This window comes from Syntrophobotulus glycolicus DSM 8271, from assembly GCF_000190635.1.
Classification (GTDB): domain Bacteria; phylum Bacillota; class Desulfitobacteriia; order Desulfitobacteriales; family Syntrophobotulaceae; genus Syntrophobotulus; species Syntrophobotulus glycolicus.
In genome coordinates this window covers 1,369,680-1,381,944 of sequence record NC_015172.1, presented here as the reverse complement: position 1 = coordinate 1,381,944, position 12,265 = coordinate 1,369,680, and the positions used below count along the sequence as shown (strand labels likewise).

10 protein-coding genes are annotated in these 12,265 nt (G+C 47.1%); all 10 read right to left on the bottom strand.

Annotation, left to right across the window (positions count from 1 at the left end; translation table 11 throughout):
* Positions 1-9: 9 nt before the first annotated feature.
* The 10 genes from SGLY_RS06905 to SGLY_RS06860 all read right to left on the bottom strand — a co-directional run bounded on the left by SGLY_RS06905 (position 10) and on the right by SGLY_RS06860 (position 11,990).
* Positions 10-777 carry an ABC transporter permease gene (locus SGLY_RS06905; RefSeq protein ID WP_013624556.1) on the bottom strand — a complete coding sequence of 256 codons (768 nt, stop codon included), beginning with the start codon at positions 775-777 and terminating at the stop codon, positions 10-12.
* 2 nt (positions 778-779) lie between these two features.
* Positions 780-1,568, bottom strand: coding sequence for an ABC transporter permease (locus SGLY_RS06900; protein ID WP_013624555.1), 789 nt, complete (start codon positions 1,566-1,568; stop codon positions 780-782).
* A gap of 2 nt (positions 1,569-1,570) precedes the next feature.
* Entirely contained in the window at positions 1,571-2,341 is a 771-nt protein-coding gene (locus SGLY_RS06895) for an ABC transporter ATP-binding protein (protein ID WP_013624554.1), read from the bottom strand.
* Positions 2,342-2,488: 147 nt separating this feature from the next.
* Positions 2,489-3,997 (bottom strand): NAD-dependent dihydropyrimidine dehydrogenase subunit PreA, encoded by a 1,509-nt coding sequence (gene preA / locus SGLY_RS06890; RefSeq protein WP_013624553.1) that lies wholly within the window; start codon positions 3,995-3,997, stop codon positions 2,489-2,491.
* 12 nt (positions 3,998-4,009) lie between these two features.
* On the bottom strand, positions 4,010-5,380 hold the full coding sequence (hydA, locus tag SGLY_RS06885) for a dihydropyrimidinase (RefSeq protein WP_013624552.1): 1,371 nt from the start codon (positions 5,378-5,380) through the stop codon (positions 4,010-4,012).
* 67 nt (positions 5,381-5,447) lie between these two features.
* Positions 5,448-6,779: a M20/M25/M40 family metallo-hydrolase gene (locus SGLY_RS06880; protein ID WP_013624551.1), complete on the bottom strand. Its 1,332-nt coding sequence runs from the start codon at positions 6,777-6,779 to the stop codon at positions 5,448-5,450.
* Between the two features lie 33 nt (positions 6,780-6,812).
* Positions 6,813-8,123, bottom strand: coding sequence for a M20/M25/M40 family metallo-hydrolase (locus SGLY_RS06875; protein WP_013624550.1), 1,311 nt, complete (start codon positions 8,121-8,123; stop codon positions 6,813-6,815).
* A 53-nt stretch (positions 8,124-8,176) separates the two neighbouring features.
* Positions 8,177-9,301 carry an iron-containing alcohol dehydrogenase family protein gene (locus SGLY_RS06870; RefSeq protein ID WP_013624549.1) on the bottom strand — a complete coding sequence of 375 codons (1,125 nt, stop codon included), beginning with the start codon at positions 9,299-9,301 and terminating at the stop codon, positions 8,177-8,179.
* A gap of 43 nt (positions 9,302-9,344) precedes the next feature.
* A complete protein-coding gene (locus SGLY_RS06865; protein ID WP_013624548.1) occupies positions 9,345-10,682 on the bottom strand; it encodes an aminotransferase class III-fold pyridoxal phosphate-dependent enzyme in 1,338 nt (445 codons plus the stop codon).
* 150 nt (positions 10,683-10,832) lie between these two features.
* On the bottom strand, positions 10,833-11,990 hold the full coding sequence (locus SGLY_RS06860) for a PucR family transcriptional regulator (protein ID WP_013624547.1): 1,158 nt from the start codon (positions 11,988-11,990) through the stop codon (positions 10,833-10,835).
* Between the last annotated feature and the right edge of the window lie 275 nt (positions 11,991-12,265).

The following is a 12,265-nucleotide window of genomic DNA, read 5'->3' as shown; positions in this document are numbered from 1 at the left end:
ATAAAATATTTATTTTTGTGAAGCGTGCCATTTTATAGCATCACGTTCGACCAGCAGAATAATACAGTAAAGGATCACGCCCGCCAGGGAAGCCACAACAATATAAGACCATCCCATGGCCATCTCCGCTTTCCGCAGGTTATCTTTAATCCCAAATCCCAATCCCGAAGTCGAAGCCGCAAAATACTCACTGATGATTGCCGCAATAATCGATGCCGCGATATTGATTTTTGCCGCTGTAAAAAGATACGGAAGAGAATTTGGCAAACGCAGTTTTTTAAATATCGTCCATTTGTCCGCAGCTACGGAGTGCATCAAATCCAAGGAAAAAGGCTTTAAGTTGTTTAAGCCGCCATAAGCGTTTATGGCCATTGCCGCCATACAGACCACTGTCACAACACCGATTTTTTGTCCCATCCCGGTTGAAAACCACAAGTTCATGATGGGGGAAAGGGCGACAATCGGAACTGCATTGAATGCGGTGATTAATATCATTCCGCCATAGCCCCATTTCGGAAAAAATGTTGCAATCGCCGCGATCATAAACCCAATCAACGAACCCAAAACCATCCCGACAATTGCCCCGGAAATCGTTACTCCGCAGTCACTTAACGCTTTCGGCAGGTTCTTCCAAAGGGTAGAAACAATCTCCGACGGAATCGGCAATTGAAAAGGCTTTAAATTTAAAACTTTATGGAATAGTCCCAGTTGCCAGGCCAGGATAAAGATGATTCCGAAAGCGGCCGGCCATAATAAATTTTTCCAATCAATTTTCATGGTTAAACCCCCTCCTCCCTTGGCTTCATGGTTTGCCACGGCAGTAAAATTCTTTCGGCAAGAACAACCAGATAAAAACTGATGATTCCCATAAGAGCGCTTGTCATCACGGAAGCCCAGAAAATATCTGTCGAGTTGGAGTACAGAGAATACAGCATCTTCACGCCGATCCCACTTTTAGAACCTAACATATCTACCAGTATTGAGGCAGTAACGGACATTGGCGCGGCAATTTTTAACCCTGTAAACAAAAAGGACAGGGAGAATGGGAACATTAGCTTCGCGTAAATTTTAAATTTATTGGCGGCAATAGAGAACAGCAAATCTTTTTTCTCCTGCTCGACACTTTTCAGTCCGCTGAGCATATTTACAGAAACCGGGAAAAAGGTGATATAGGCCGCGATCATGATTCTGGACAGGTCCATGTCTCTGACAATATTGAAAATAATCGGAGCCAATCCCAAAACCGGTATCATCTGAGAAATAATCAGGTACGGAAAAGCAATTCTCTCCGCTGTCTTGGACAAGCTCATGATCACGGCCAGAATAATCCCCACCGCCGCCCCTAACGCAAACCCGATTGCGGCCCGGGAGAATGTCACCGCCCCGGCAACAAGCAGCATATCCCAATTTTCAAACCAGGTAGACACAATTGTATGCAGATAGGGCAGCTTCGCGGAAGCCATACTGTCATGAAAAGCGTGTTCAAGAAGAAAAGATAACAATTCCCAAAAAACAGCTATCCCGATGATCCAAACAATTCCCACCTGTCTTTTTTCCTTTTTGTTCACCTTCACACCCCCTCAAAGCTTCTTCTGATCTCGGCCACATATTTAAAAAATTCAGGGGTTTCCCGGATTGAGTTTTCCCGGGGACGCGGCAAATCAATATTGACTATGGCGGAGAGCCTGCCGGGGTGCGGAGAAAGAACGACAACCCGATCCGATAAAAATACTGATTCCACAATGTTATGGGTGACGAAAATGACCGTCTTTCTGGTTTTACTCCAAATACCGAGCAAATCTTCATTGAGTTTTTCACGGGTAAACTCATCCAAAGCTGAAAATGGCTCGTCCATTAACAAAAACTCCGGATTAAGCGCCAAGGCCCTGCATATTCCTACTCTCTGCTGCATTCCCCCGCTCAGTTCAAATGGGTATTTATAACCGAAATCCTGCAGTCCGACGAGGTCCAGCATTTGATTGATCCTGGCTGTGCGCTCTTTTCTGGGAATCCCCATAATCTCCATCGGCATGCAAATATTTCTCCTGACCGTTCTCCAATCATAAAGAACCGGGCTTTGAAAGACGATTCCGTATTTTTGCTGCAATCTGATGTCTCTGGGCGATTGACCTCTGATTGATACACTGCCGGCTGTCGGATGAAGCAAATCGGCAATAATCCTTAACAATGTCGTTTTTCCGCAGCCCGAAGGTCCAAGCAAAGAAATGAATTCTCCTTCCTGAATGTCTAGACTGACATCATTGAGGGCAATGACCTCTTCTCCGTTTTTGACCGGATAGATCATGCTTACATTTTTAATTTGAATTTCTGGCGCATTCATAACAGGCCTCCTCAACAAAAAAGGGTGATAAAATTCTTACCCATAATGTGAGTGAAAATTTATCCCCTGCTTCCTTGCAGTTCTATTTTAAACAGACTTTTAACAGAATTTTTAACAGACTTTTCAAACAGGCTTATTTAAACAGACTTAAGCGTTCACTCTTGTACTGGAAGAAATTGCTCCGGCCGGACATACAAAGGTACAAAGCTGACATCCGACACATTTTTTGGGCATAAGTTTCGGTCTTCCGTTTTCTTCGGCGATTTCCAAAGCTTGATGACCGCCGTCATAACAGGATAGATAACACCTTCCGCAGCCAAGACATTTATGGAAATCAAATTTCGGATAGGAGATGGAGTTCCGGTTTAATTGATCCGCCTGCACAACATTCGGTAAAGCCAGTCCGATTATTTCCTGGAGCGAGTGGTATCCTTTTTCCGATAAAAATGCTGTCAATCCGTCAATGAAATCTTCAATTATTCGGTAACCGTATTGCATGACTGAAGTTGTTATTTGCACGTTGGCACAGCCCATCGCGATGAATTCAGCCGCATCCCTCCAGGTTTCAATCCCGCCCATACCGCTGATCGGACATTCTTTCAATTTGGGATGTTTTTTCATATCATGAATAAAACGCAAGGCAATTGGTTTGACTGTTTTGCCGGAATACCCTCCGACGCAGGATTTGCCGTCTACCCGCGGCTCCGAGACAAAGTCATCGAGATTGATATTCATAATGCTTTTTATGGTATTAATCGCCGCGATTCCTGTCGCTCCGTTCTCCATGGCCGCGATAGCGGGAATCTCCATATTCCCGATGTTCGGGGTCATTTTGGCCAGGATTGGCAAGTCTGTTCCTTTTCTGGTTGCCGCTGTATACAAAGCGACCAATTCAGGGCTTTGACCCACATCTGACCCTAACCCTTCTCCCGTCATATGGGGACAGGAAAAATTGCATTCAATGATGTCCACTCCAGCCTCAGTGACTTTTCGAGCCAGGAATGTCCACTCCTCTTCATCCTGACCCAAAATGGAGGCGACAACCACTTTATGCGGGAAATCCCTTTTGAGTCGGGACATAAACTCCAAATTTTCTTCTAACGTGTGATCCGATATTTGCTCAATGTTTTTGAAACCGCTGAAAGAGTTTCCTTCTTTGCCAATGCTGGAAAATCTTGGTGAAACTTCTTGCGGAACGAAGGTTCCGATTGTCTTAAAAACCGCCCCTGCCCATCCCATCTCAAATGCTTTCGCTACCATTGTATAATTACTGGCAACCACTGAAGAAGATAAGAAAAACGGATTCTCACATGGTATCCCGCAAAATTCAATTCCCAAATTTATTTTACCCGGTAATCTGAATTTACTCTGACCCAAATTCCTGACATATTCGATGAGCTCAGGTATTCTGACCGGACGATCCATCTTTCCTCTCAGACAGGCTTCCGTACAGTCTTGGGACTCGCATGGGCCGCAAACATCACCGCACTTTGGCCAATCAGCTCCTCCAGGAATATGTTTAAAACGCAGGGAACGAATCAGCTTTGCCGCATCCAGCCCGTGCGGACAGTTTGCTGTACATGGTGCCGTATAGCAGAGTAAACAACTATCCGCTTCACTTTTGGCCGAAAATTGATTTCGTATTGTTTCCCGCAAAGGTGATCAACCTCACTTCCCTCTGCCCGCTCTTTTGACAAAATTCCCCCAGCCGGCTTCTCCAACAAATTTTCCCTCTTCGTAGACCAACCTGCCGCGAGAAAACGTCATCACAGGATAACCGTGAAATTGTTTGCCTTCCCAAATGGTATGATCATAGTCAGAGTGCATTGTTGCCACTGAAACCGTGAAGTCTTTTTCCGGATCATAGATCACGATATCCGCGTCTTTGCCCACTGTTAGCGAGCCCTTTTCCTGACAGCCGAATATCCGGGCCGGATTGGCGGAACATAGCTCAACTGCTCTGTTAAAACTGATCTTCCCTTCATTGGCGGCCGCCAGCATGTAAGGATACATGTTCTCAATACCGGCACAGCCATTGGGGATTTTCGTAAAATCATCTTTGCCCCAATCCTTTTCAGCGCTTTGGAACGGACAGTGATCCGTAGCGATCGTGTCGATCCCGCCTGTCTTCACCGCCTTCCATAAGGCGTCCTGACTTTCCTGCCCTTTCATGGGCGGGGAACAGACAAAATTCCGGCCGTCTTCCCGTTTATAAACTTCACTGGTAAATTCCAAATATTGCGGACAGGTTTCCACATAGATGTCGTATCCATCCGTTTTGGCTGTGATAGCGGCTTCCAGGCCTTCTTTATCCGCCATGTGCACAAGATAAAGAGGGGCTTCCAGATTCTTGGCCCAATGAATGGCCCTTTTGTCTCCCTCGGCTTCCACAAATTCCGGGCGGCTTAAATAATGATACCAGGGTGAGGTCTTTCCCTCTTTTTTGAATTGCGCGATCTTCAGATCGATCAGATCAGGATTTTCCGCATGAATATTGATCATCGCTCCGATTTCTTTGGCACGCAAAAGCAGTTTGGCAAAGGTTCCGTCATCGACCATCATGCCTTCTTTTTTATACACAAAGAAACATTTAAAACTTGTAATCCCTTCCTCAACCGCTTTCTGCATTTCTTCCAAGATCGCGCCGTCATTTAAATCAGTAATACAGCAATGAAAGGCGTAGTCGACACAGGCTTCTTGGGCACAGATCTCTTTTTTTTCGTTGATCAGTCCTAAAATTGTGTTTCCTTTTCTTTGTACCGGATAGTCAAAAACAGTTGTCACACCGCCGCAGGCTGCCGCCCTTGTTCCTGAAAAATAACTGTCCGCAGATACCGTTCCGCCAAACGGCATGGCCAAATGCGTATGCACATCGATTGCTCCGGGCAGCACAAGCTTGCCCGCGGCATCTACTATTTTGGCGCCTGCTTCCGGAAATTCTGAGCCGATCGCCAAAATTTTTCCGTCTCGAACAGCGATATCCGCCTTATATGTTTCAGTAGGAGAAATAATTGTGCCGTTTTTGATGATCAAGTCCATCTTCCAACCTCCTAACCTGATTCCGAAGATAAATTCTGTGACAAATTTTCCTTGTCCCGGGCCTGCGCTATTTCCACTCAACTTTTTTGTAGGTTTCAGGCCCCTGAAGGGTTGCGTTCAGATAAATTGCCGCATTGCCTTCCAACGCGGTTTTCATAAAATCCGTGCGGCATTTATCATAAGGGGTGTGGGCATATTGTTCCTGCATGGGAGAATAGCCGATTGTCGGTTTTCTGTCGATCCCGCAGGTTTTGCTGGCGTCCGTTCCAAAATCCCAGTACCCGTATTCCACCTTCTGGCCAAGGGCTTCCAGTGCCGCCGCCGCAGCCTGTACAAATCCATGATCCGGGCTGATTTTCCAGGGATCCATATCTTTGGCCGCCTCATAAGATAATCCTGTATAAGATGTTTCGACGGCACTTTTAACCGCAACATCAGCTCTGAACTCCGGATCCTGGGCCGCTAAATCATCAATGATCTTCTGAATCTGGGCAATGGCCGAAGCGGCTGTTTCACCGGGCAAGGTCCTCCGGTCCAGAGAAAGCATACATCTGTCCGGGACAATCGATAATGCGCCGGGGGAACATTCAATAATATTAAGGGAAACGGAAGCCTGTCCCAGCTCAGGATCACTTGGCAGAGACGGATAAAGTTCGTCTTTGATTCTGGTGATGAGCGGCAGCGCTTTATAAATGGCATTAACGCCCAGCCAGGGGGCACTGCCGTGTGATGTCCGGCCGTAAACCGTGATCAGCATTTCCACGCGGCCCCGGTGTCCGCAGTAAATTTTTAAAGAAGTGGCTTCTGAGGAAACCATGGCATCATACGTCAGTCCTTTGGCGGGAAATGTCTGGTCAAGCAAATGCAGCATTCCTACCATTTCGGCCGGCTCCTCCTGCACAACCCCGGTAAACAGGAACCTGCCTTTCAGGGGGAATCCTTTCTCCCGCAGTTTCAAAAGCAGACCTCCCGTATAAATTTGCACCGCTTCCCCGCACTTGACATCCGAGGCTCCCCGTCCGTGAATACATTCCGCCTGATCGGGCTTTTTGTCCCGGGTATCCACCGCACAGACATCAATTTCTCCCCCATAGGGGTCATAGCCCAGCCAATTGGCCGGATCTCCGGGGCTCACATGATCCATGTGAGAATTATACATAATTGTCGGTCCCGGTTCCGTCCCGTTGACGACACCGACGATGTTTCCCTGGGCGTCCCGAAAAACTTCATCATAGCCGAGCTTTTGCATTTCAGCGATATCCAAGTCGGCCAGCTTCCCCTCCGTGCCGCTGATACTTGGGGTCTGAACCAGTTTCTGGGCGAAAAATATCATGTTGGGATAAAGTTCATCCGCAATCTCTTTCAGCGCCTCAATCAGGTTCTGCTCTGATCCGTTCATTTTCTTTCCCACCTTTCTTCCAAATACTCTATGTTAAAGAATGAAATCCTTTTGTTCTAAGGCTGTCAGTTCTTGATAAATGGCCACATTTCCCGCCAGGGCTTTCACCATATAGTCGATTCTGACTTTATCCACGGGCCTGTGGCAATAAAATTCCTGCATGGGCGAATAACCGATTGCCGGTTTTTTCTCCCGGCCGCAGATGACGGAGAGGTCAGTGCCGAAATCCCAATAGCCGTATTTTACCGGCTGTCCTATCGAGCTGAGCCCAGCGGCCGCCGCTTTGGCAAACGGGTGCTCGGGACTGATCTTCCAGGCCTGCTTGACGTTCGGCACAGCAACCGTCAGCCCGGTATAGGTGGTTCGCGGTACGGTGGCGATCTCTACGGCTGCCCTGAACTCAGGGTCCTCTTCTGTCAGACCGTCAATAATCTTCTGAATCTCCTCAACACAGCCCTTAAAGGTTTCCCCGGGCACAAAGCGGCGGTCATACGTAATGTGGCACCTGTCGGGGACGATACACATGGAACCGGGTGTACAGTTAATAATGGTCAAAGCAATGCTGGAATTTCCCAAATGCTCATCTGTCCGGCGCTGGGCGGCGATAGATTCCTCGACCCTGTCAATCAATTTGGTGGCTTTGTTCACGGCGTTAACCCCCAGCCAGGGCGCGCTGCCGTGAGAAGTTGTGCCGGAAACCGTTACTTGCAGCTCCACTCTTCCCCGGTGCCCCAGGTAGAGCTTCAGAGACGTTGCTTCACAGGAAACAACCCCGTCATAGTCAATCCCCTCTTCCGGGAACGTATCCTCGATGAGTTTGATCATGCCCAGCTGTTCAGCCGGTTCCTCCAAAACAACACCGGTAAAAATATATCTCCCTTTTATGGGATAGCCCAATTTCCGAAGTTCGATCATGATTTTTCCGGAATAAATCTGACAGGCGCCTCCGCCCTTCACATCGGCCGCCGCTCTGCCATGAATGACTTCAGCCTGCTCATAGCCGTCCCGGTCCTGATTTTCCATTTCATTCACGTCAATTTCCGCCCCGTACGGATCATAGCCGCCCCATTCACTGTAATCCCCTGTGTCAACGTGATCCAGATGGGCGTTATACATAATGGCCGGTCCCGGCTCCGTTCCCTCGATGATTCCGATTACATTTCCCCACTTGTCCCGGAAATACCGGTCATATCCCAATTTCTCCATTTCGGCCAGATAGAGGTCCGCAACCCCTTTTTCCGCTCCGGAGAGCGCCGGAACCCGAATCAGTCTCTGACAAAAATCCACAAGCGCCGGTTTTAATTCTTCCGCCAATTTGGTTATTGTTTCTTGTATCGTTTCCATTGCTGCCTCCCCAGAATTTATTTTTTAGCGAAATTTTATTTTTTACCAGAATTTTATGATTGAAAGGAGCTGACATAGATCTGTTCGATTTCCTCCTGATCCGGTTTTACCAGGCAATTGTCCATATTTTTCGTTTTCAGGGTTTTCCGGCTGTATTCCATGATTTCTTTTTCCGTCAGCGCTTCTTTATGCCCCAAAAGCTCATCTGTCAACGCTTTAAACTCCTCCGCTGTGGAAAAATTCATTCCTGTCAATATCCTGCCGGCCAATTCCGGGTTTTCCTGTTCCACCAATTTGAGGTATTCCGCTAAGAGCAAGCCATTGGCTCTGCCATGATCAATATCATGAAAATAGGTCAGGGAATAGCCCATGGCATGGACCACAGTAGTTCCTGTTTGGGCGATGACCATACCGGCGATGAGGGAGGCCTGAAGCAGAATTTCCCTTTGCCTTAAATCAACTTTGCCGGGATCTCCCGCTTTGAAGCTCTCCCGCAGGGCCGGCATACACTCCATGATCATCCGAATGCTGTTGATCGCCAGGGCGTCGGATATCCTTGAGGCTTTCACGGATAACATTCCCTCCACCGCATGGGACAAGGCGTCCAGCGCAGTGTTTATTGTGGTCACCGCAGAAAGAGACTGGGTATACCTGGCATCCAAAAAGGCCATCCTGGGAAATAAGAATTCCGAGGCAATACTGGTCTTGGTTTGGGCCTGATCATTGGTCAGGATGGAATACGGGGTGACTTCCGAGCCTGTGCCGGCAGTGGTCGGCACAAAGGCCATCGGAAGAACTTTGTTTGGATAATTTCCGCTAAATAAGTCTTGCTCCTCAATATCCTGAGCCGCGAGCAGGGCGATCGCTTTTGCCGCATCCATGGGAGAACCTCCCCCAATCCCGATAATGAAATCTACCTTGTTCTCCCGGGCCAAAGCCGCCCCTTCATAAACACAGGCAATGGTGGGATTGCTCATGACCCGGTCAAATACTGCATACTCTATTCCTGCTGAACCCAAAGCTTCTTTCATATCCTTTTCCGAACCGTTTTGTTTGGCTGATTGCCTGCCGGTGACAAGCAGCGCTTTCCTGCCGAGCTGTCTCAAGAGCCCGGAATTCCTGACAACACAATCAGATCCCATCAGGACTTTGGTCGGCATATAGTAGTTGCTGATCATTTTTCCTCCCCATTTCCGTCCAAGCAGAGTACGTAACCGATTTCTATAAGGATTTATCCACTTCACCCAAGACGTCATCCATAATCGCCATGGCGCTTTCCAGCTCTTGCTCCGTGATAATAAGCGGCGGCGCCACCATGATTGTATTTTCGTGCGAATAGGTGAAGAAACCCCTGGCACAAAGCGTCCCGATGATTTTACTCATGACCTTGTCCGGATCATGATCAAACTCCACTAGGGGCTCTTTGCTTTCTTTATTCTTGACCAGCTCGATTGCTGAGAACAAGCCAATATAACGCACATCGCCCACACAGGCATGCTTTTCTTTCAGGTCTTCCAGAATACGGCCTAACAGGACGCCGCGTTCTTTGGCCTGGGCAATCAGACCTGTCTCTTGATAGTACTCGATGGTCGCTATGCCGGCGGCACAGCCAAGCGGATGCGCCGAATAGGTCAGACCGCAGTTTAAGAACCGGTCATCAAAATAGGAGGCGATTTCTTTGCTCACAATCACGCCCCCGATGGGCGCATATCCACAGGTAATCCCTTTGGCAAAGGTAATGATGTCCGGCTTAACATCAAAATTATTGATCGCGAACCATTCTCCGGTCCTGCCCCATCCGGTCATCACTTCGTCGCATACCATCATGATTCCGAATTCATCACAGATCCGGCGAATTCCGTTTAGATATCCTTTGGGGGGAATAATCACTCCGTTACTGCCGGTGATGGTTTCCACCACAATCGCGGCCACGGCATCCCGGCCTTCATAAATCACCTGGTCTCTGAGCTGTTGCAAATAATAGTGACTGGCAGCTTCTTCATCGGCGAAAGGAACCGGGGAGCGATAGACATAGGGATCAAAGAACTTAATAAATCCCGGAATCCCCGGTTCGCAAGTATACCGTCTCGGTTCTCCCGTCAGGTTCGCCGCTCCGTAAGATGAGCCATGATAAGAAAGATAGCGGGAAAAGATTTTATATCTCCCGGTGACCATCTTGGCAATCTTGATCGCGTTCTCATTGGCGTCCGAACCGCCCAGGGTGAAAAACACTTTGCCCATATTGTCCGGCGCCAGCTCGACAACCATTTTTGCTAACTGGGACCTGACGTCAATGGCAAAAGAGGGGGAAGAATAGGCAAGTCTTTCCGCCTGTTCCTGAATGGCTTTGATGACCTTGCTGTTCCCGTACCCGATATTCAGATTGACAAGCTGGGAAGACATATCATAGTAGCGTTTCCCTTCGCCATCCCAGAAGTAAATGCCCTCCCCGCCGATCATGGTTAAGGGTTTTGACGACCCTTGAACGGTCCAGGCATGCAAATTATATTTTTGGGATGTCTCCACGATTTCCTTCGCTGTTGTGAGTTCAAGTTCCACTTTTTCTTTCACCTCATTAGATCAAACAAAGGGACCTGTTCTTAGAACAGGCCCCTTTGCCTTCGTTTTTCACTTAGAATGGTTTTATCTTATCATTTTTACTTTTCGATTCAACAGATTTCAGCACAAAATCTGTTGTGCTTATGCACATCATAACAATTCCCTGACATAATAAGCCAAAAGAAGCTTCAGACCGTCTTGATAATTCAGCTCAGACTGGAGCAGTTCTTTTATTTTTTTGATCTTATAATTAATGGTGTTGCGATGGACGAAGGTTTCTTTGGCCACCTCTTGCACACTTGCGTTATTGTCCAGATAGTTCTTTAAGGTGGCCACATAATCGGTCTTATATTTCAGATCGTAGGATTCCAGTTTCCCAAGGGTATCTTCGTAAAATTTTCTCAATGCTTTCGGATCTTCAACTTCGATCAGCAACTGATATAATCCGATATTTTGGTATGAAAGCTTGACCTTATCCTGTTTTTCAGCGATCCGCGCCAGTGCTGTCGCTCTTTTGTAATTTCTGGCCAGAGAGGTAATCCCTTGTCCGTTAAAGCTGATTCCGATGTTAATTTTACAGTCAGGATAGCCGTATTTCAGCTCTTCGTGCAGCGTATCCACTGCTTTTTCGATAAAATCAGGGTCAAAATTTTGCAAGACAGCGATTAAATTTTTATCCTGCCTGAAAATATTGAACCTGTCGCTATGGTTAACGAATATCCGCGTAAACTTCAGTCTCACTATTTTATCATATTCCGGATAATCTTCATTGGAAATGCCCCGGATTGAGATGGCCAGAACACAAAAATCCGTCTCCAAATCGAATTCCCTGCGTTCTAATACAGGGCGGTATTCGGCTCCCTGCTCCGGAAAAAAGATGGCATTGCGAAACGCGCTGGCGACCGTAACTTCATTTTCTTCAGATTTTATAATTTTACGGCAGAAATCGTTTGTGATGTCAACAATTCTGGTCTTCCACGGTATGGTAAATAGTGGGAAACGAACTTCCCGGCAAAAGCGAATCAGATCTTCAGGTACTGATTCGATATACGGGCCAATATTCAAAACCAAGCCGCTGGCCTGATGTTCCACCAGTCCTTTAGCAAATTCCAACAGCCATTCCGTATTGCGATGTCCGATTCCTGTGGAAAAAATAAGCTCCTGGCCATGAAGAAAACCGGCTGTCTCCGGGTCTTCCAGCATATGAACCCAATTGACCAAATTGTTCATATTGCTTTCCCCGCAGATCAGATTCATTCCATAGTTTTCCCTGGCATATTTGCATAAGTTTTTTAATGTTGCAGCCACCAGTGTTCATCCCTTCCAACCGGTCCGTTAAAGAGCCTTAACGTTAAAGTAATATCAATTATTAGATTATTTCAATTATAATATACGTCAAAGTGACTGTTTTCACAATTGATAATTTGCAAACAGGAAGATAAACCGCCAATGTCAAATAATTTATTTGTCAATTGGCGGTTTATCGGATCATTGCCATATCTAGCCTTTAATAAATCCAGACGGGTCTAACAAGCGTTCTATCTTTACTTATCACAGCCCGGTAGATACCCAAGGGTCAGCGC